This window comes from Flavobacterium branchiophilum FL-15 (genome assembly GCF_000253275.1).
GTDB lineage: Bacteria > Bacteroidota > Bacteroidia > Flavobacteriales > Flavobacteriaceae > Flavobacterium > Flavobacterium branchiophilum.
The window spans coordinates 513018-534185 of record NC_016001.1 but is presented as its reverse complement, the minus strand read 5'-3'; the positions used below and the strand labels follow the sequence as shown (position 1 = coordinate 534185).

The window sequence follows — 21168 nt, the reverse complement described above, 5'->3', positions numbered from 1 at the left end:
ACAACTGTTTTTCAAATTATTGATAAAATACTCATAACAAAGAAGTTTAAAATTTTTTTTAATAAAAATGTAGCAATGTTATAAAACACAAAAAAACTCGCAAATTGCGAGTTTTTTTTATAAAAATCCAAATTAACCCTTAATTTGATAATAGTAGTGAGATTTTACTCCCATCTTTTTCGACAAGTATAGTATTCGTATTTTTGCTTTTACTAATTGTGAATGGAGCACTAATATCTGATATTCTTGGTACATGTTCACTTCCCTTTGGTCTCCAAACTGCATCGTCTTTTACATTAATTGAATTGTCTCCAATCATAAAAGTAGCACTATTTAAAAAGTATGTATCATTTAATATATAGATACCTCTTTCGTTATAAGCCTTTTCAACTTTTACATTTAAATTATCCTCAAAATTAATCTCTTTTAATTCTGATTGATAGGATTCATTAATAAATATTAGGTATATAAAAATTACTAATCCAATAATGAGCATCACAATAAAAAATGGTTTTTTCATAATACAGTTTATTTTTTATTAACTAAATTAGGTATCATAGAATCCCAATTTGTTTGTGTTCTTCCATAGTTAATATTTCCAGAAAAGATTGTGGCACTAAAACCTACTCCTAATGTAACTACGTAACCCCAAACCATATTCCCATCTTTCATTGGTGCATAAACTCCAGTAAATCCTATATGTCCCAAAGCATCAGCTCCAAAATTAGCTTCATACCTATTTCCATAGAATACATCTTTTGTTAGTGTATCTCCCGAATAATATAATTTTACAGCTTCTACGGATAGAGAACCCGATGCCGTTGATACCCCAACACCAAAATCTTGTGCTGGATAAATTCCCGCATCTTTGCCTCTAAAGATAATAATTGCTCCATGTTCAAACCCGATACCTACGCCAATTCCTAAATCTTCAGCTCCAGCAACATAGAGAGCATCAGGACCAAATAAATGTCGCCATCTAAATTTTGGGGGTTTAGGTTTATCATAGTTGTCGCCCATTTTATTCATTGTGTGACGCATCGAATGATTCAACGCACTTACAAACAACCCTGTTACGGCACCCTGCCAAATCGAAGATTCATCGAAAACCGCTGAAAACAATTATCGATGAGATAAAAGTTACCTCCTGTTAGGCTAGCTCCTGCAGCGCCCATAACTGTTCCAAAAATAATCATCCCTGTTTTATTTGTTGCACCACAACTCCCTAAACCGTGCCAACCTGCATTTTCGTATCCAACGCCTTGGTTCAAACTTGTGGCAATACTGCTAATAGCCCCAATAATAATATCATCAATACCAAAAACATTTCCTGTAATATCTGTATATTTCAAGGGATTGTTTACACAATAGCCATAACAGTTGTAGTTTTGGGTATTGTAGGTCTTTCTCTGCAACAAACAAGCTGTTAATGACTACTTCATAACGCTGTACAATACCAAATTATTGATTCTTTAAAATAAAAAAATGTTAAAACCTGATTTTTTTAAACAAATCCCACAAAACAATACCAGCACTTACAGCAATATTCAACGAATGTTTGGTACCAAGCTGTGGAATTTCGATAGCTCCATTGCACAACCGAACGGCTTGCTCATTGACCCCAAAAACTTCGTTGCCAAATACCAAAGCATATTTTTGATGTGGTATTATTTCAAATTTTTCTAACGAAATAGCATTGTCAACTTGTTCAATGGCCCATACTTGAAGCCCGTCTTGTTGCAATTTGGGTATTAAATCCAAAACATTTGCTGCATATTCCCAAGCAACTGTTTCTGTAGCTCCAAGAGCCGTTTTGTGAATTTCTTTGTTTGGAGGTACTGCGGTAATCCCACAAAGGTATATTTTTTCTATCAAAAAAGCATCTGAGGTTCTAAAAACCGATCCAATGTTGTTCAAACTTCTAATATCGTCTAAAATGATGGTTAATGGTGTTTTGGGGGCTAATTTGAAATCGGAAATTGATTTTCGATCTAATTCTGAATTGTCTAATTTTCTCATGATTAAAAAAAAAGCTTCCTAAAATGGTTTAGGAAGCTTGTAGTATAAATTACAATTACAATTTAGCTTTTGGTTGCAGGAGCTTCGTCTGGCAATACAGTTCCTTTGATAGTCAAAACTTTTGTTGGTTGCCCTTCTGCATTAGAAGTTACAGTTACAGTTTTGGTAAATGCACCAACTCTATCCGTAGCATATTTTACGCCAATAACTCCTTTAGCTCCTGGAGCTACAGGTTCTTTTGGTGAGGTAGGAACGGTACAACCACAAGATCCTTGTGTGTTGGTAATCACCAATGGTTTGTTGCCATTGTTAGTAAACACAAACTCTCTTTGTCCATTGGCATTATGAGCAATGGTGCCATAATCGATAGTTTCTTGTTCAAAAACCATTCCTGCTCCCTCAATTTGAGGCGTTTTTGACTTTACTTCTTTTTTCGATTTTTTAATTTTTCCTTTTACTTCTTTTTTTGCAATAGCAACTTCTTGAGCAAAAGTAGCTGTTGTTCCAAAAATTGTAAACGCAAGCAATAGTACTATCTTCTTCATGTTTTTTAATTTTAATATTTAATAAATAACAGAACAAAAGTACATTTTTTTTTGAACAAAGTACTTAAAATTTTCTTAAAATGTAATTTTTTTAATTTCATGTTGAAAAATGGGTTTAAAAATCATAAATTCGCTTTTTTAAATTTAAAATCAAAATATTTTGTCAGCCAAAGAAAAAACAGCCAAAGAAACTCCATTAATGAAGCAATACAACGACATCAAACGCAAATATCCTGATGCTTGCTTGTTGTTTAGAGTAGGCGATTTTTATGAAACATTTGGAGAGGATGCCATTAGAGCAAGTAAAATTCTTGGAATTGTACTTACCAAAAGAGGTGCTGGTTCTGAAACCGAAACGGCCCTTGCAGGATTTCCTCATCATTCTTTGAATACCTATTTGCCCAAATTGGTCAAAGCGGGGCTTCGAGTGGCCATTTGCGACCAGCTAGAAGATCCTAAAATGACCAAAACTATTGTGAAACGAGGAGTTACAGAGCTTGTTACGCCAGGTGTTTCTATGAACGACGAAGTTTTGCAATCAAAATCTAATAATTTTTTGGCCGCTGTATTTTTTGGAAAGAAAAACATTGGCATTGCTTTTTTAGATGTTTCTACTGGCGAATTTTTAACGGCAGAAGGTCATGTTGAATATATTGATAAATTGTTGCAAAATTTTAGTCCTAGCGAAATTTTAGTTTCCAAACAAAACAAAGCTGATTTTAAGGACGCTTTTGGCGATGATTTTCATTTGTTTTATTTAGAAGATTGGATTTTTAAAGAAGATTATGCCGTAGAATCGCTTACCAAACATTTTGAAACCATTTCGCTAAAAGGATTTGGAATCGAAGATTTGACCAATGGCATCATTGCAGCAGCCGCTGTATTATTTTATTTGTCTGAAACGCAACACCATAAAAGACAGCACATTACGGCTATTCAACGTATTGCCGAAGATGCTTATGTATGGATGGATCGGTTTACGATAAGGAATTTGGAGTTATACCATTCTTATAATCCAAATGCCGTTACATTGCTAGAAGTAATAGACAAAACGTTGTCGCCCATGGGATCCAGACTGCTCAAAAGGTGGCTGGCACTACCACTCAAGGACTTGAACAAAATCAAATCCAGACATGATGTGGTTGCTTATTTGAAGGACAACCCCGAAGTGCTGAAAAATATTCAACATCAAATCAAACAAATATCAGATTTAGAAAGGTTGATATCAAAAATTGCTACGGGCAAAGTGTCGCCCCGAGAAGTTATTTACCTTAAAGACTCGTTGGACGCCATTATTCCCATCAAAACATTAGCATTACAAAGTAAGCAAGAAGCTGTTCGAATTATGGGCGACAGTTTGCATGGTTGCGAATTGCTTCGTGAAAAAATTGGCCACACATTGCATCCAGAAGCACCCGTAGCCATTGCAAAAGGCAATGCCATTGCAAGTGGCATCCACGAAGAGTTGGACGATTTAAGAGCCATATCCAAATCGGGGAAAACTTTTTTGGAAACTATTGAAAAAAGAGAGTCGGAACGAACAGGTATTTCGTCTTTAAAAATTGCTTTCAACAATGTTTTTGGTTATTATATAGAAGTTAGAAACACCCATAAAGACAAAGTGCCCAACGAGTGGATACGAAAGCAAACCCTTGTTAATGCCGAAAGGTATATTACAGAAGAGTTAAAAGACTATGAAACCAAAATACTAGGTGCCGAAGAAAAAATACAACAAATTGAAAATCAATTGTTTGAACAATTGGTCGCTTGGATAGCTACTTATATCAAACCTGTGCAATTGAATGCCAATTTGATAGCCCAACTTGATTGTTTGACATCTTTTGCCCAATTAGCCATAGACAATCATTATGTTTGCCCAGAATTGGACGATACGTTTACATTAGAAATCAAAAACGGAAGACACCCAGTGATAGAAAAACAACTACCAGTGGGTACACCCTACATTTCAAATGATGTGTTTTTAGACAAGGATACCCAACAAATCATCATGATTACAGGGCCAAATATGTCTGGTAAATCGGCCATTTTAAGACAAACGGCACTAATTGTATTGTTGGCACAAATGGGCAGCTTTGTTCCAGCAGAATCCTTGCGAATGGGAATTATAGACAAAATATTTACCCGAGTGGGCGCTTCGGATAATATATCGATGGGCGAATCTACCTTTATGGTCGAAATGAACGAAACAGCATCGATATTAAACAATATTTCCGAAAGAAGTTTGGTACTTTTAGACGAAATTGGCAGAGGTACAAGTACTTATGATGGTATTTCTATCGCTTGGGCCATCGCAGAATTTTTGCACGAACACCCCGCCAAACCCAAAACACTATTTGCCACACATTATCATGAGTTGAACGAAATGAGCGAAATACTACCTCGAATACAAAATTATAATGTTGCGGTCAAAGAATTGCAAGACACCGTACTTTTTGTTAGAAAATTAGTAAAAGGGGGTAGCCAACATAGTTTTGGGATTCATGTAGCCAAAATGGCTGGAATGCCTCAAACAGTTATTTTGAAAGCTCAAAAATTGCTCAAAAAATTAGAAAAAGACCATTCAAATGAGGCCTTAAATGGAATTAAGGAAAATAAAAACGACATGCAAATGAGTTTTTTCAATTTAGACGATCCCCTTTTGGAAGAGATAAAAGACGAAATAGTACATTTAGATTTAAACATCCTAACCCCAATTGAGGCCATGATGAAGTTAAATGAAATTAAACGAATGCTGATAAACCGTTAAGCCAATTGTAACATAAAGATTTTCAATTGATTAAAAAAAATATTAAAATTTATTTAAAAAATGCTTGCAAAATAAAAAATATGTACTAAATTTGCCCTCGCAAACAAGTTGAATGAACAACATCAAACAACAAGTATAGCAAACATATAAATCATGCGAAAATAGCTCAGTTGGTAGAGCGCGACCTTGCCAAGGTCGAGGTCGCGGGTTCGAGCCCCGTTTTTCGCTCAAGTTATCAAAACCAGCTCGGATGGTGAAATTGGTAGACACGCTGGACTTAAAATCCAGTGAACAGCAATGTTCGTGCGGGTTCAAGTCCCGCTCTGAGTACAAAACCTCTTCTTTTGAAGAGGTTTTTTTGTTTTATGCAACTCCTTGCTATTTTACATCAATTGTTGTTCAAACACAACCGTTTTATTTCCAATCAGTTGTGTGTTTTTAATCTAATTTATACAAAACTAATTTTTCAAATAATTTCAAATGGGGGCTTTTGTAATCAGTAAACGTTTTAATGGCGAATTCAAATTTGTGTTTACTTCTCGAAAAGGTAAAACCATCTTTACTAGCAACGCTTATGCGTCTAAAGAAGCCTGTGAACACGAAATTGCACTTCTCAAATTACAATTGGATAAGGCTGTTTTTCAAAAATTTAAAGCAACAGGAGGCAAACATTATTTCAAACTAGAACTCAACTATGCCACAATAGCCACCAGTCGAAAATATACCACCGAATTGCGGTTGCAAAAAGGCATAGACGAAATAGTTAAATATGGACATTTGGCAGAAACGTTGGATTTTTCTGGCTCTGATTTTGCTTTTCCGCCAGAGGAAGCTGTTTTTTTATAATTATTGCATTGATCAATACATGATATTTGATTTTGATTGTAAAACCAAATACACATATAAAATAGCCCAATCTATTGGTTTTTTTTGCTAAAATGAATCTAAAAATATAGTTACTTAGCCCAGCTATGAAACGATTTTTTTTAAAAATTTTCTGAAAAACAACTACGCATCTTTGGATTATTTTACAAATACATTTGGTGTTATTTTGAAAAAGGCAAGCACTCCCTGTGCTATTCACATATTGCACAGCGCAATTGTTGCAAGGGCAAGCAAATAATCTTATTAGAATAGTGGCTATTTATTATATTACTTTTTTATTATGATACCTTAAACGGGTTACACATCTTAGTAAATCATTACATATACAGATAACGATTTGTATAACAGCATTAGTTGTATAAACAAAAAAAATCCACGTAAGCTACGTGGATTCTCTTTCAATTAGAATGTTATTTCTAATTATTTTTTTGCTGGAGCAGCAGCTTCTTTAGTTGCTTCAGCAGCTGGAGCAGCAGCAGAATCAGTAGCAGTTGCAGCAGAATCAGTAGCAGTTGCAGCAGAATCAGTTGCTACAGCAGCAGAATCAGTTGCAGCTTCAGTAGCTTCTGGAGCTGGAGCTTCAGCTTGTTTACAAGATACTACAGTTAATGTAGCGATTACTGCTAAACTTAAAAATACTTTTTTCATCTTACTTAATATAAAAGGTTAATTATTAATTCGATGCAAAGATATAATTTTTTTAATATTCCAAATTATTTTTTTAATTTTTTTTTTCAAAAATCAATTCTTTACAACATTTTTATCTTTAACAAATACCGTGCCAAACTTTATTAAACAACAAATATTATTTTTAAATGTATTGACTTAATAGCAAAAACTCCGATATTATTGCTTTTTTGAGGGTTTTTTGATGGGTTTCTTTTTTGGATGAACTAATTTTAATTCTGAAATTAAATTTTGGGCACCCGCAAATTTATCAATAATAAATAAAATATAACGTGCATCTACCATAACATTTCGACAAATTTGTGCGTCATAATAAATATCGCTCATAGTTCCTTCCCAAACTCTATCAAAATTCAACCCAATTAAGTTGCCATACGCATCAATAGCTGGGCTTCCAGAGTTGCCTCCTGTGGTGTGGTTTGTGGCTATAAAACAAACGGGCATTTTACCATTTTCGGCATACACACCATAATCTTTAGATTGGTATAAGTCAATTAATTTATGTGGTACATCAAACTCATAGTCGCCTGGCACATATTTTTCTATTACTCCCTCTAAATAAGTTATTGGTTTATAAACTGTTGCGTCTTTGGGTTCGTAGCCTTTTACTTTTCCATAAGTTACACGCAAGGTACTATTGGCATCTGGAAAAATACGTGCATTTGGGTTAAGCTCCAATTGGGCTTTCATATACGTTTTAAGTAAAGCGTTGTTTTTTAAGTTCAATTCATTATAAGTTGGCACCACCTCTTTTTGAAATTTTTCTACTACTTGTTTGATAAAATTATAAGCAGGATCGTTTTGAAGTATTGTGGTAATGGTATTGTTGTCGTTATTCAATAGAGTTTGAAGACCTTCTAAATTGATAAACACCGACTTATTGTATAAATCATTAGATACATTTTGGATAACCGCATTTTTCAAATGGTCTGGCAAAAATGGTTTTGGAACTTTGTTTTGATAAATGTCTATTAATTTTTCAAATATTTTTTGATCTACATTTTTGTTAAAATCTTTGTAAAAATCAGGCATGGAAGCCATCATGTTTTTTTTAGCAGCCTCAAAAGCATCTTTACCTTTGCTTTGATACACCTGCTCTAATTGATACACTTTGTATGCCAAACCTGTAAATTCAACATTTCTGATCATCACTTCCGAAAAATAATCTCTGGCAAGAGCATATTCTTTTATGGCAGCATAATTTTGCTCAAATTCGTTTAGCAATTGGCCATATATGGCTTGTTTATTGGCTTTTGCTACTTTTTCCAAAAAAGCTTTTTCTTGTTTTTGTTTGATCAAAACGGCATTAGATTTTTTAAGCCCTTGAGTTTCGCCTATCCATTTTTTCCAATAATTGGCAATACTAGCATATTTTGAAGCATATTGAATTTTGATGGCATTGTCTTTTCTCATATAACTATCGGCAATTTTAAGGGCAGCTTCTCTTACTTCAATTTTAGCTGGGTTTAAATCATTTTGAATTTGGGCAACAGCTACTGCGGGCAAATACTCTGTAGTGCGTCCTGGATATCCCATAACCATTGTAAAATCGTCTTGATCTACACCATCGAGCGAGATGGGTAAAAAATGTTTTGGCACATACGGCACATTGGTTTTAGCATAAGCAGCTGGGTGGTTGTTGGCATCGGCATATATTCTAAAGATAGAAAAATCACCTGTATGTCTGGGCCAAACCCAATTGTCTGTGTCGGAGCCAAATTTGCCAATTGAAGATGGAGGAGTCCCCACAAGTCGAACGTCTTTGAAAGTTTCTGTAACAAAAAGCAAGTACTGGTTGCCTTCATAAAAGGTTTTAATTTTGTTTTCTTGCCAAGTTTCTTTTGGAAATTGGGAGGCTACTGTTGCCATGTTGGCTTCTATTTTTTGTTGCTTGGCAGCTTCTGTAGCTTGATCATCCACTCCTTCCAAAACTTGTTTTGTAACGTCTTCTATTTTTACAATAAAAGTAACAACCAAATTTTCGTTTGGCAATTCGTCTTCCATTTTATACGCCCAAAACCCGTTTGTCAAATAATCGTGTTCGGTAGAGGAATGATTTTGTATGGCATCAAAACCACAATGATGGTTGGTTAGTAGTAATCCTTTTGGCGAAATTACTTCGGAGGTACACCCCCCATTGAAATGAGGTACAGCATCTTTCAAACTGGAATGATTGACACTGTATAGGTCTTCGACAGAGATTTTCATGCCCAAGTTTTTCATTTCTGTTTCGTTCATTCCTTTCAACAACGAAGGAATCCACATACCTCCTTGCTGTGCCACGGCAAGTTGAGCAATAAAAAGCAATACATACTGGATTTTTTTCATAATTAATTCATTTTGGGTTAGTATTATTTTGTAAAAAACGATTTTATTTTAGCCAATACAAGGGCAGTTGCCCCTTTGTTCATTTGTACAAAAGTATGGCAAATAAGCCCTTTTTCGTGTCGTACATCGTCATTTTGAAGCAACAAATCGAAAGCCTCTTTTAAGGTTGCTGCATCTTGTATAGTTACACAACCTCCCATTTGCACAAGAGCTGTAGCCTCTGCAAAATGACTGTAATGAGGCCCAATAACGATAGGTACTCCAAATGTAGCGGGCTCTAAAATATTGTGAACTCCAGGATGTCCAAAGCCTCCTCCAACATAAGCTATATTGGCATATTGATAAATTTTGGTTAAAATTCCAATAGTATCTACAATAAAAACGTCGTAATTGGATAAATCATATTGGTTTTTATTTGAAAACAATATGGTTTTTTTGGTAATAGATGCTTGCAAATAAGCAATTTGTTCTGGCTTTATTTGATGTGGAGCTATGATAAACTTGATGTTTTGAGGGGCTTGGTTCAGGTATGCTACAAGCAGCTCTTCGTCTTTTTTCCAAGTGCTTCCCATAACAATAGTAGTTTGTTGGTTTGTAAATTTTTCGATAAAATCCAACGTATTGTCTTGTTCCAAAATGGTAACTACCCTATCAAATCGTGTGTCGCCAGACACTGTACTATTCTGAAAACCCATTTGTTGCAACAATGTTTTGGCACTTTCATTTTGAACAAAAAAATGATCAAATGCCTGTAATGCTTGTCTATAAAAACCGCCATACCATTTAAAAAAAACTTGATTTTTTCTAAAAATACCCGAAATCAAATAGGTTTTAACATGATGTTCCTGAAGTTGTTGCAAATAATGGGGCCAAAATTCATATTTAATAAAAAAGGCCATTTCTGGATGTACTAATTGCACAAATTTTTGGGCATTGGACAAAGTGTCTAATGGCAAATAGAGCGTTAGATGTGCTAAATGATTGTTTTTGCGAACCTCAAAACCTGAAGGTGAAAAAAACGTAAGTACTAATTTGTGATTGGGAAATTGTTGCTTTAGTCCTTCCATAATAGGCAATCCTTGTTCGTATTCGCCAAGAGAGGCAGCATGAACCCATATCGTTCGATCTGAAGGTGCAATATGGGTATTTATTTGTTGCCAAACATTTTTTCGTCCATCGACAAAAAGTTTCATTTTTGGACTAAAAAAGGCTAATAACACTACTATTCTTGATGCCAATACAGCAACGATTTGATAAATGAAAAACATAAAATAAAAATTATGTGGCTAAATTACATTTCTTTCAACAAATTTCATTGTAATATTTTATAAAATAACTATTTTTGTTTTTTTAAATCGAAAAAAAAGCAATTAATTTTTTATATTCATGAAAAAAATTCAAATGGTTGACCTAAAAAGTCAATATGATAAAATCAAAAGCACTGTTGATGCCTCCATTCAAGAAGTTTTAAATACGACCACTTATATCAACGGCCCCGAAGTTCAAAAATTTAGAGTGGCACTTGAAAACTATTTAGGTGTTAAGCATGTTATTCCTTGTGGCAATGGTACAGATGCCTTACAAATAGCCATGATGGGGTTGGGATTACAGCCAGGCGACGAAGTGATTACTGCCGATTTTACATTTGCTGCCACGGTCGAAGTGATTGCCTTGTTGCAGTTAACGCCCGTTTTGGTAGATGTTGATTTGAACAACATGAACCTATCGATAGAAGCATTAAAAAAAGCCATTACTCCAAAAACCAAAGCTATTGTACCCGTACATTTATTTGGAAGAGTAGCCAATATGGAGGCTATTATGGCTATTGCCCATGAACATCAGCTGTATGTTATAGAAGATAACGCTCAAGCTATTGGAGCCAATTATACGTCAAAAGACGGAACAAAAACCAAAGCAGGAACCATAGGACACGTTGGTGCCACATCGTTTTTTCCTTCAAAAAATTTGGGTTGTTATGGCGATGGCGGAGCTATTTTTACAAACGATGACCAATTGGCACACACCTTGAGAGGTATTGTCAATCATGGAATGTACATACGTTACCACCACGACGTAGTTGGGGTAAATTCCAGATTAGACAGCATTCAGGCAGCTGTTTTGAATGCCAAGTTACCTTTTTTGGACGATTATGAAAAAGCCCGTCAAGAGGCCGCTCGAAAATATTCGTCAATTTTAAATACCCACCCCAGCATTATTGCACCAACTATATGTGATGCTTGCGACTGTCATGTTTTTCATCAATATGTAATCCGGATAACCAATGGCAAACGAGATGCGTTGATGGCTCACTTGCAGGAAAAAGACATTCCTTGTGCTATTTATTACCCAATACCGCTTCATGCTCAAAAAGCCTATGCTGATAGTCGATATATAGAATCGGATTTTCCAAATACTAATTTGTTGGTTCATGAAGTTATTGCACTACCAATGCACACCGAACTTGATGATGAACAAATCCAATTCATAACCCAAACCGTTTTGGATTTTATGAATAATGCCTAATAAACCCCAATAATCTAACATAAACACATGAAAATAGTAGTAACAGGCGGCCTAGGATTTATAGGTTCGCACACCGTGGTAGAGCTGCAAGCCAAAGGATTTGAAGTAATAGCTATCGATAATTTATCCAACTCAAGTCTATCCGTTTTAGATGGCATTGAAAAAATTTCGGGTCGAAAACCAATATTCGAACAAATGGATTTGCGTGATAAAAGCGCTGTAAAATCTTTCTTTGAAAAATATAACGATATTACAGGTGTTATTCATTTTGCAGCATCAAAAGCAGTAGGCGAAAGTGTTGAAAATCCATTATTATATTATGAAAATAACCTCAATGCGCTGGTTTATCTATTGCAAGAATTAACTCAGCTTCCATCGGCCAATTTTATTTTCAGTTCCTCTTGTACCGTTTATGGTCAGGCAGAAAAAATGCCCATAACCGAAGATGCCTCTGTACAACCCGCCATTTCGCCTTATGGAAATACTAAACAAATTGGCGAAGAAATTATTACTGATGTAGCAAAAGTAAGTCCAATAAATGCCATATTACTTCGTTATTTTAACCCTATTGGAGCACATCCTTCTGCCGAAATTGGCGAATTGCCCATTGGCATACCTCAAAACTTGGTGCCCTATATAACTCAAACAGCCATTGGATTACGAGAAAAATTATCTGTTTTTGGATCGGATTACCCTACTTCAGACGGAACTGCCATTCGTGATTATATCCATGTGGTCGATTTGGCAAAAGCCCATGTTGTGGCTTTAGAAAGGCTGTTACACCAAAAAAATACTGCCAAGGTTGAAACTTTCAATCTAGGAACAGGAACAGGTAGCACGGTTTTAGAAGTTATTAAAGCCTTTGAAAAAGTTTCAGAAAAACCATTGAATTATCAAATTGTAGGACGTAGAGAAGGTGATGTCATTGCGGCTTATGCCAATACAGATAAAGCCAACCAAATTTTGGGTTGGAAAGCCCAATCAACACTAGAAGAAAGCCTTGCAAGCGCTTGGAAATGGGAACAAAAAATTAGATTGTAAGATTCATCCCCCCCCCTTATAATTTTGATGTACAACATCAAACAAAAAGCCTCAAAAATCGTTAAAATTTTTGAGGCTTTATTAATTTTAGACTCCTTTTTATTTTACTATTAAAAATTCAGATCGTCTGTTTTGTGCATGGTCTTCTTCGGTGCAGGTGTCTTTGCAATCTACTTTTGGTTCTGATTCGCCAAATCCTTTGCCCGATATACGGCTTTCGGCTATGCCTTTAGACAATACATATTGCACAGTGGCTTTGGCTCGTCTATCTGATAAATTCATATTAAATACATCGCCACCTCGGTTGTCGGTGTGCGATTTTACAAATACCACCAATTTGTCGTTGCTTTTCATGGCTTCGACAAGTTTGTCTAACTCAAATGCTCCTTCTTGTGTAATATTACTTTTGTTGTATTCAAAAAAGATGGGGTTCAAGACTACTTCCGTTGGAGTAATGATGTGCTCGATAGGGTTCAAGGCGGCATCAATTCTAGCTTTGCTGGCTTTGCTAACTTTGGCTACTGCAAATGTATTGCTTTCAAAGCCTTCTTTGCTGGCTTGTATTACATAAGCTTTTTCGCACTCTACCTTATAGCTTACCTCTCCTTTTTCGTTGGTGGTTTGGGTAGCAATGATGTTTTTGCGATCGTCCAAAATGGCTACTTTAGCATTGGCCAATACATCGCCTGTTTTGGTATTGCTTACAATTGTGGTTACATCCAAAGCACATACTGGGGTAATGCCATAAATATCATCGTTGCCAGAGCGGTTGCTCGATAGGAATCCAGTGTTTTTTTGAACATGAAAGGTTAATGCAAAATCGTCTTTTTCAGTATTTACGGGTTTGCCCAAATTGACTGCTGGCCCTGGATTGTTCAAATCGATTTGAAAAACATCTAATCCACCAAATCCTTGACGACCGTTTGAAGCAAAATACAAAATGTTGTCGTCGCTTACAAACGGAAATTGTTCTTTGCCTTCTGTATTGACGTTTGGCCCCATGTTTTCTGGGGTTCCATAGCTACCGTCTGGTTTTATGGCCACCTTCCAAATGTCTGAATCGCCTTTGCTACCAGGCATATTGGAGGTAAAATAAAGGGTTTTTCCGTCTTTTGAAAGGCTCGAACTACTGTTTGAATAGGCCGTACTGTTAAACGGAACAGCACTAATGTTGCTCCATTTGCCATTTTCGTTATTGGCTTTATATAGGTTTACTTGTCCAAATTTGGCATTCAAACTTTTATCTTTTTCAAAACTGTTTTCATCATGACTGTCTTTGGCAAAATACATAGTGGTGCCATCTGCCGAAATACTCACAGGGCCATCGTGCCATTTGGTATTAAGCTCCGTTACGGGTTCTGGTTTTGTATAACTGCCGTCGGCATTGCGTTGGGTTCTATAAATATCCAAAAAAGCCTCTTTGTTCCAGCCATCTGTGCGTCTGGATTTGTTGCTAGCACTTACAAAGTAAACTTGGTCGTTTTGGGTTAAAACAGCAGCAAAATCGGCAGCTTCAGAGTTGAAATCGAGTTTTTGTACGTCAAACGATTTTTGTTGCGATGCCAATTTTGGCAAATAATTTGGATCGGCCAAAAAGGCTTTGGCTCTTTGATCATTTGGTGCTAATTTGGCAAATTCTTGCATTTGTTTGTTGGCCAATTCATATTTGCCCGTGGCTTTTAGCATTTGTGCATAGTGGTAGTACACCTCGGCAGGTTGTTTTTCGGTAACGGCTTTGGCATACCAATTCACTGCCTCTGGAGCGTCAAATACGTTGTAGTAACTCTCGGCCAATTGTTTGTAAACATAAGCATCGGCTTTTTCCTGATCGACTAATTTTAAATAATTTTTTGCAGCTGCCACATATTCAAATCGGTTAAACAATTTGTCGGCCGTTTTGGTTTGCTGATTTTGAGCAAACATACCACTAGCCAATAGGGCAACCCCCATCGAAATATATATTTTTTTCATAAATGTAATATTAATTTTTTACAAGCATATATGTTGTCGTTGTTTATCAATTGGTGTTTTAAACCAAGTCGTAATGAAGCTCCTTGTCATATATGTCAAATTTGATGTTGTTTTTATAGTATTGTATAAAAGAGTTGGATTTTATTTTTGATTTTTAAATTTTTCAATCTTTCAATTTTTCAATCTTTCAATCTTTTCAATCTCTTCTATTTATACTATGCTAGAAATATCTTGGCGAACGAGAAATCTTTTTTGGAAAATTCAAGTCGAATAACAATATAACCTCGTGCGACGACGGTGTGCTGATTTTTAAGTCAGATACAATATGGTCGTAAGCATAACCCACTCTTAATGAAGGACTTATTACAAAATTCACCATCGCTCCAAAGCTGTCTTGAAGGCGGTATGTAGCTCCTAATTCTAATTTGTCGTGGATTAAGAAATTGGTCGAAAAATCTACCGAAACTGGGGCGTTCAAAGCAGATTTGATCATTGTAAAAGGTTTGAATTTTACATTTGGCGACAAATCAAATACATACCCTCCCGTTAAAAAATAGTGCATTACCTCTGTTCCATAAGCCCTGCCATTGTAGTCTAAATATTTGGTTTTTAACATATTTGGTACAGAAAAGGCAACATAATATTTGTTTGTATAATAAAACAATCCCGATCCAATGTTCATCCGGCTGCTGCTCGGGTTGCTTTGTGCAAAAGTAGGGTCGGATTGGATAGGCAAAGTGGGTCTGATGACATTAAAGTCTATTTTGTGCATTGTAATTCCTCCTTTTACCCCAAAGGCCAAGCGGTGATCGCCTCCTAAATTTAGGGTATATGAAAAATCGGCATAGGCATTGGTTTCTTCTACGGGGCCAATTTTGTCGTTGAGCAACGAGAGTCCTACACCCACGTTTTTGCCAACAGGCATAGAGCCAGAAAGCGAAAATGTTGTGGGAGCATCCTCTATTTCTACCCATTGCTTACGGTACAACAATCCAAAGGATAAGTTCTCTTTTGAGCCTGCATACGCTGGATTGATGATGTTCATGTTATACATGTATTGCGTATAATGTGGGTCTTGTTGTGCTGTGGCATCAACAATTCCTAAAAATAAGGTCAAGGCTACTAGGTATATTTTTTTCATTTATCTGAAATTTATGGGTTAGCGGTCATATCTTTATGATTGCTTTTTTTGCAAATTATCAATTAAATTTTGATTGATTCACAACAATGGTTTTATTTCAAATTTGAAGCGGTATTGCTGCAATTTTGCAGGATCTCCTCTTCAATTTTGGTTTAATTTTTTCTAAAAGATATGCTGTTTGTGATTGTTTTTTTGTTTTTAAAATAAATTCAAAACACCAAAAAACAACCTATTTACTGTTTTATTCTGTTTTTTAAAAAATGAAGCTGTCGTATTTCAAACAGCTTCATTTGTAAGGTAAACGGATATATTATTTGTTTTCTCTATTAATATATACCCATCCTGTTTTGGTTTCTTTACCATCACTTTCTATTACATAATAGTATGCACCATCTGGCAATTCTTCGCCTGCATCTGATTGTCCAAACCACTCTTTTTTGTAATTGGTTCGGCTATATACTTTGATGCCATATCTGTTAAAAATGCCTAATTCTTTTACATTCAAGCCCGTTAAATCAAAGAAATCGTTTTGATCGTCGTTGTTAGGCGAAATCCCTTTTTGAATGATACATTGGGTACTGGTAATTGTAATGTTGCTTTGTACAATACAACCACTCGCATCGGTAATGGACACGTTGTAAACACCCGCTTGAGTAATAATTGGCGTTTGAACCCCCATTTGATTGGTAGCAATGCCCGGACCACTCCAACTGTATTGAGCTGTTGTTGGGTTGAAAGAATTATTTACTGGTTCTGCTTTTAATTTAAAGGTATTGCCCTCGCATCCACCAGATAATACAACGTTAAATGGTGCTGTTATGGTAACAGGAGTTGTTTTTTCTAACAACGGACATCCACCTGCGGCGGCAATCGTATATTTTACAGTATAAGTACCTGGTGTACTGGTACTTGGTGTAATACCTCCTGTTGTTGCATTAAGGGTTAGTCCCGTTGGGCTAGCGCTAAAACTACCTCCTGTAGTACCCGTAAAGGTTACAGCTTGTACATTACTTTCAGATGAACAGAAAGGAGTTCCATAGGCAATACTAGCTTGTGGTGCTGCCGTAATAACAATAGTTGCTGTTTTGATAGAAGCCGCACAGCCGCCTGTAGCTGCAATAGTATTGGTAACCGTGTAAGTACCTGGGGTACTTGACGCTAAATTAACAAGTCCTGTACTAGAATTGATACTCAAACCTGTTGTACTACTAAATACTCCTGCACTTGAACCCGTTGCCAATGTAGGACTTGGATTGGCCGCATTTTGACAATATGGTGTTCCAGTATAGCTAAAAGTAGCGTCTTGAGGTGCCGTAATGGTTAAATCAAATGTGGCACTAACTGCCAAACAACCTCCCGCAGCAGCAATACTATTGATAATCGTGTAGGAACCCACACTACTAGCCGATAAATTGATAGCACCAGTACTTGCATTGATGCTTAAGCCTGTTGGAGAAGCGCTAAATGTACCCGCAACACCACCATTGGTATAACTCAATATAGGATTGGTTCCTGTTTTGCAATAAGCCATGGTATCGTAGCTAAAAGATGCAGACGCCTGAAGTATAATACTCACGTTTTGAGTAGTAGTAAATGTATTACAACCACCATTACTATAAATAGTATAAGAAACAACATAATTACCTACGGTACTTGTACTAGGAGTAATAGCTCCAGTTGTCGCATTTATTGTCAATCCAGATGGAGAAGCAGTATAATACCCACCTGACGTACCCGTAAATGTTGGGTTTTGAGCAGTGGTAACTGTTTTACAATAAGAGGCTGCACTATAACTAAACGTTGCATTTGGTACTGCTGTTATAGTTATGGTTCTAGTATAAGTTACTCCCGCAACACACAAAGTGGTAGGAGCTATGGTATGTGTTACAACATAAGTACCCGGTGTACTAGCTGCTAAATTGATTTGACCAGTTGTAGCATTAATAACCAATCCTGTTGTAGAAGAAAAAGTTCCAGCTGTAGCACCAGTGGCTAAAGTTGGTGTTGGATTTGAAGCATTTTGACAGTAAGCAAAACTAGAATAACTAAAATTTGCCGAAGGACAACAAGTGGTTGTTCCAGCTCCAGTACTACTAGTATTTGTTTGATTAAAAGTAATGGTACCTGTTCCGCCATTAAAATTAGTAATCATAACAACATAAACTTGTCCTGAAACGGCATTTGGTAGAGACAATGTTTCGACTGCTGCAGTAGAATAGCTACATCCATTTAGTGCAGGTGGAGTGCCACCAGCTAGTGGATTGGCTGGTATTGATGTACAGGCAGATTGAGAACTTGTAAAAGGCCCCCAAGCCACAAAATCTACATCTATAGGAGCACCCGCAGTAGATGTTTGAGAAATATTAAACAACAAAGGACCAGATTGTTCTACGGTCATATAAAAATAAGATGGATTTGGAGTTGTAAATAAACATCCTACAGTTCCAGCACTTGGCACACCAGTTGAACTTGCATAAGTTATACCAGTTGCACCACAAAAATTCTGAGCATCAGCACATGTAACTGCTGTACCTATACACAAATCAAAACTTATTGATTGTGGTGTAGTAGCTGCCGAATATACTCGTACATAATACGTTTGCCCAGGAACTAAATTGTTTTGAACAGTACTATTTGTCGTATTACAATTAATAAAAGTTAAGTTGCTGCAATTGCCCGAAAACAAGGAATAACTTAATGTAGTTGCAGTGCCTGTAACATTTAAAAACGAAATAAAATGTGTGGTAGATGATGCTACGAAATGAAACCAAACATCATCGTCTGTTCCAATACAGCCATTTGCAGGAACCGTAGATGCAGTAGCTCCATTCAAAACACCGCTAACCGTTTGACCACAAGCAGCATCACTATTAACTGGTGCTTGTATAGAAGCTATACATTCATCATTTGAAGCAACTGTACTGAATTTTTTTGGTCCAGAAATAAAGCTAGAGTCTGTTGTACTACAAACCGCTCTTACATAAAAAGCATAATTAGTACCAGGAGTTAGCCCTGTAGCATTGTATGGATTAGAAGTTGTTGTTATCCAAGTTGAACTAGCAGTTGGTGCTGGTAAATTAGCAGCTTGAACAATAATTTGCCAAGTATTTGCGGTTGTGCCATTAGGATTTGCTGGTTGTGTCCAGCCTAATAATGCAGTGGATTGAGTAATAGAAGTAGCCGTGAGTAATTTAGGTTGAGTACAAGTAGGAGCAGGAGCACAAGTTACATTGGCCACCCATCCTGGTCTGTTTACAGAGGCATCACTTCTAAATCTAAAAGTCAAACAGCCATCGGTACTACTAGAGGTGAATGGTCCAGGAATGGTAGTACCCCAGAAGGCACCAGCCAAACCACCAGGTACGTTACCCGCAGGATTGGTACTTGCAATTTGTGGTGCTGTTGTACTATTTCCATCAAAAACATACAATCCGTCCCATGAAGCTTCTACATCAAAGGCAGTAAAAGTTACGGTAACCAAATCACCAGGTGTTGTTGGACAAATGGTATAGGTAGTATTGGAACTATTTGGATAATTATTGGTAACTCCTCCAGCATCTACAAATGTCCCCCCGCAAACTGGTGGTGCTATTAAAGTCGTAGCCGTTTTTGGCCCTGCCCAAGTACTCATATCGGTAGTAGAACATACCCCTCTAACATAAAAATTATAACAAGTATCTGGTGTTAATCCTGTGATATTCAAAGAATTGGCAGTAGCCGAAACCCATCCTGTACTTGTAGCCGTTGGGGCTGGAGCCGTACATGGCAATGCCAATACTTGCCAAGAAGTAGATGGTGTTACTGTGTTCCAAGCAAGAGTCAAAGTTGTCGAAGTAATGGCCGAAGTAACCAATCCTGTTGGTGCAGGACAAGTTGGTGGCAAGGCACAAGTTACGTTGGCCACCCACCCTGGTCTGTTTACAGAGGCATCACTTCTAAATCTGAAAGTCAAACAGCCATCGGCACTGGTAGAGGTAAAAGGGCCAGGAATTGTAGTACCCCAGAAGGCACCAGCCAAACCACCAGGTACATTTCCTGCGGGGTTGGCACTAGCAATTTGTGGAGCTGTTGTACTATTTCCATTAAAAACATACAATCCGTCCCAAGAAGCCTCAACGTCAAATGCTGTAAAAGTAACAGTTACTTTTTCGCCAGCAACGGTTGGGCATATCGTTGTTACGCTATTAGAACTATTTGGGTAATTAGCTGTTCCGCCCGCATCTACAAAATTGCCACCACAACCTGGTGGTATAGCGGTTGTAGTATAGGCAAAAGGCCCAGCCCAAGTGCTGTAATCAGAGCCACAAACCGTGCGAACATAAAACTTATAATTGGTCAATCCCGCTAAACCTGTTTGGGAAAAACTTGTAGTAGTAGCTGTTCCAGTAGCCACACCTGTTGGGGTAGCAGTAGCCAGCATATTTTCCACTTCATAACTGCTCGCACCTCCAGGACTTGTCCAGCCTAAAGTAGCCGTAGTTCCTGCAATAGCAGTAGCTGTAAGCGCAGTTGGGGGCAAACATTGGGCAATAATTCGAGCATTATCTACCAACCAACGATCGCCAGGAACGGTTCCGGTAGCAGGTTGGGTATATTTCATTACAAAAGCCACATATACTTGTTGGCCCGAATAAGCACTCAAATCTACCGTTTTTTCTTCGTAAATATTAAAAGTTGTATTTAGCGTAGTTTCGTCCCATTGTTGCACTTGGGTATAACCCGTAGTAACATTTTGGGCACCAGCACTTACTAATTTGACTTTGATTTGATACAGTGTACCTAAATTAGTAGAAGTAAAAGATCTAGTAAAAAACTTCAACTGACCATTTGAAGGAATCGTTACGGCAGGCGTAGCCAAATAGTCCTCGGAAGTGTTTCCAGCTCCAATGTTTTCTCTTGTCATATAAGCCGAATTGGTGCCAGCATAAACAAAAGGTGGAGTAGAAACCGAGCTGTTGATGTTCCAACGCTCTGCGGTACCCACTCCATTATCAAAAACGGCCCAGCTGCCTGTGCCTAAAGTCCAATTTGTAGCTGGTAAAGCATCAGGACCCGTGGTGTTTTCAAATCCTTCGAGGGCCATTTGTGAGTAGCCCAGCATCGAACTTAAAAACAATAATAATAAGGTAATTTTTTTCATAAAATGAAAATTAAAAGTTGATAAATAAATAATCATGTTATTTTTAACTTTCAAAACTAATGAAAATAAATTACATTTTTGTATATTTTTATAACATATTCACAAAAAAAAATAAATTTTT

15 protein-coding genes and 2 tRNA genes are annotated in these 21168 nt (G+C 36.8%); 6 read left to right on the top strand and 11 right to left on the bottom strand.

The features are described from left to right. Positions 1-139 precede the first annotated feature (139 nt). From FBFL15_RS02280 to FBFL15_RS02260, 5 genes are all read right to left on the bottom strand, one after another. The gene (locus FBFL15_RS02280; RefSeq protein WP_014083055.1) at positions 140-520 is read right to left on the bottom strand and encodes a hypothetical protein; all 381 of its coding nucleotides are present in this window, start codon (positions 518-520) and stop codon (positions 140-142) included. A gap of 8 nt (positions 521-528) precedes the next feature. Then, complete coding sequence (locus tag FBFL15_RS02275) at positions 529-1020, bottom strand: hypothetical protein (protein WP_148267885.1); 492 nt, start codon at positions 1018-1020, stop codon at positions 529-531. A gap of 53 nt (positions 1021-1073) precedes the next feature. Then, complete coding sequence (locus FBFL15_RS02270; RefSeq protein WP_148267884.1) at positions 1074-1415, bottom strand: hypothetical protein; 342 nt, start codon at positions 1413-1415, stop codon at positions 1074-1076. A gap of 73 nt (positions 1416-1488) precedes the next feature. Beyond that, a complete protein-coding gene (locus tag FBFL15_RS02265) occupies positions 1489-2019 on the bottom strand; it encodes an RNA methyltransferase (RefSeq protein ID WP_014083053.1) in 531 nt (176 codons plus the stop codon). 62 nt (positions 2020-2081) lie between these two features. After that, positions 2082-2564, bottom strand: a complete 483-nt coding sequence (locus FBFL15_RS02260; RefSeq protein ID WP_014083052.1) for a DUF1573 domain-containing protein — start codon at positions 2562-2564, stop codon at positions 2082-2084. Between the two features lie 160 nt (positions 2565-2724). Between FBFL15_RS02260 and mutS the strand changes: the two genes are divergently transcribed. From mutS to FBFL15_RS02240, 4 genes are all read left to right on the top strand, one after another. Then, positions 2725-5331 (top strand): DNA mismatch repair protein MutS, encoded by a 2607-nt coding sequence (mutS, locus tag FBFL15_RS02255; protein WP_014083051.1) that lies wholly within the window; start codon positions 2725-2727, stop codon positions 5329-5331. Between the two features lie 155 nt (positions 5332-5486). Further along, positions 5487-5559, top strand: a tRNA-Gly gene (locus FBFL15_RS02250). Positions 5560-5575: 16 nt separating this feature from the next. Next, a tRNA-Leu gene (locus FBFL15_RS02245) sits at positions 5576-5661 on the top strand. Positions 5662-5811: 150 nt separating this feature from the next. Further along, positions 5812-6177: a YegP family protein gene (locus tag FBFL15_RS02240; protein ID WP_014083050.1), complete on the top strand. Its 366-nt coding sequence runs from the start codon at positions 5812-5814 to the stop codon at positions 6175-6177. A 459-nt stretch (positions 6178-6636) separates the two neighbouring features. Here the strand turns inward: FBFL15_RS02240 and FBFL15_RS02235 are convergent, their stop codons facing one another. From FBFL15_RS02235 to FBFL15_RS02225, 3 genes are all read right to left on the bottom strand, one after another. Beyond that, positions 6637-6864: a hypothetical protein gene (locus tag FBFL15_RS02235; RefSeq protein WP_014083049.1), complete on the bottom strand. Its 228-nt coding sequence runs from the start codon at positions 6862-6864 to the stop codon at positions 6637-6639. Between the two features lie 198 nt (positions 6865-7062). After that, positions 7063-9231, bottom strand: coding sequence for a S46 family peptidase (locus tag FBFL15_RS02230; RefSeq protein WP_014083048.1), 2169 nt, complete (start codon positions 9229-9231; stop codon positions 7063-7065). Between the two features lie 23 nt (positions 9232-9254). After that, positions 9255-10499 carry a 3-deoxy-D-manno-octulosonic acid transferase gene (locus FBFL15_RS02225; RefSeq protein WP_014083047.1) on the bottom strand — a complete coding sequence of 415 codons (1245 nt, stop codon included), beginning with the start codon at positions 10497-10499 and terminating at the stop codon, positions 9255-9257. A 118-nt stretch (positions 10500-10617) separates the two neighbouring features. Here FBFL15_RS02225 and FBFL15_RS02220 point away from each other — a divergent pair, with 118 nt between their 5' ends. Together FBFL15_RS02220 and galE are read left to right on the top strand one after the other, a co-directional pair. Then, on the top strand, positions 10618-11754 hold the full coding sequence (locus FBFL15_RS02220) for a DegT/DnrJ/EryC1/StrS family aminotransferase (protein WP_014083046.1): 1137 nt from the start codon (positions 10618-10620) through the stop codon (positions 11752-11754). Positions 11755-11781: 27 nt separating this feature from the next. Next, complete coding sequence (gene galE / locus FBFL15_RS02215) at positions 11782-12795, top strand: UDP-glucose 4-epimerase GalE (RefSeq protein ID WP_014083045.1); 1014 nt, start codon at positions 11782-11784, stop codon at positions 12793-12795. 99 nt (positions 12796-12894) lie between these two features. Here galE and FBFL15_RS02210 read toward each other — a convergent pair whose 3' ends face one another. The 3 genes from FBFL15_RS02210 to FBFL15_RS02200 all read right to left on the bottom strand — a co-directional run bounded on the left by FBFL15_RS02210 (position 12895) and on the right by FBFL15_RS02200 (position 21047). Beyond that, positions 12895-14766 (bottom strand): OmpA family protein, encoded by a 1872-nt coding sequence (locus tag FBFL15_RS02210; protein ID WP_014083044.1) that lies wholly within the window; start codon positions 14764-14766, stop codon positions 12895-12897. A gap of 220 nt (positions 14767-14986) precedes the next feature. After that, a complete protein-coding gene (locus FBFL15_RS02205; RefSeq protein ID WP_014083043.1) occupies positions 14987-15907 on the bottom strand; it encodes a PorP/SprF family type IX secretion system membrane protein in 921 nt (306 codons plus the stop codon). A gap of 310 nt (positions 15908-16217) precedes the next feature. Continuing rightward, positions 16218-21047 (bottom strand): fibronectin type III domain-containing protein, encoded by a 4830-nt coding sequence (locus FBFL15_RS02200; protein WP_014083042.1) that lies wholly within the window; start codon positions 21045-21047, stop codon positions 16218-16220. Positions 21048-21168 lie beyond the last annotated feature (121 nt).

Bases quoted from the DNA above. Each gene is read 5' to 3' on its own strand.
- FBFL15_RS02280 (WP_014083055.1), bottom strand. From the start codon at position 520: ATGAAAAAACCATTTTTTATTGTGATGCTCATTATTGGATTAGTAATT.
- FBFL15_RS02200 (WP_014083042.1), bottom strand. From the start codon at position 21,047: ATGAAAAAAATTACCTTATTATTATTGTTTTTAAGTTCGATGCTGGGC.
- FBFL15_RS02265 (WP_014083053.1), bottom strand. From the start codon at position 2,019: ATGAGAAAATTAGACAATTCAGAATTAGATCGAAAATCAATTTCCGAT.
- FBFL15_RS02220 (WP_014083046.1), top strand. From the start codon at position 10,618: ATGAAAAAAATTCAAATGGTTGACCTAAAAAGTCAATATGATAAAATC.
- galE (WP_014083045.1), top strand. From the start codon at position 11,782: ATGAAAATAGTAGTAACAGGCGGCCTAGGATTTATAGGTTCGCACACC.
- FBFL15_RS02210 (WP_014083044.1), bottom strand. From the start codon at position 14,766: ATGAAAAAAATATATATTTCGATGGGGGTTGCCCTATTGGCTAGTGGT.
- FBFL15_RS02205 (WP_014083043.1), bottom strand. From the start codon at position 15,907: ATGAAAAAAATATACCTAGTAGCCTTGACCTTATTTTTAGGAATTGTT.
- FBFL15_RS02225 (WP_014083047.1), bottom strand. From the start codon at position 10,499: ATGTTTTTCATTTATCAAATCGTTGCTGTATTGGCATCAAGAATAGTA.
- FBFL15_RS02275 (WP_148267885.1), bottom strand. From the start codon at position 1,020: ATGGGCGACAACTATGATAAACCTAAACCCCCAAAATTTAGATGGCGA.
- FBFL15_RS02235 (WP_014083049.1), bottom strand. From the start codon at position 6,864: ATGAAAAAAGTATTTTTAAGTTTAGCAGTAATCGCTACATTAACTGTA.
- FBFL15_RS02260 (WP_014083052.1), bottom strand. From the start codon at position 2,564: ATGAAGAAGATAGTACTATTGCTTGCGTTTACAATTTTTGGAACAACA.
- FBFL15_RS02230 (WP_014083048.1), bottom strand. From the start codon at position 9,231: ATGAAAAAAATCCAGTATGTATTGCTTTTTATTGCTCAACTTGCCGTG.
- FBFL15_RS02240 (WP_014083050.1), top strand. From the start codon at position 5,812: ATGGGGGCTTTTGTAATCAGTAAACGTTTTAATGGCGAATTCAAATTT.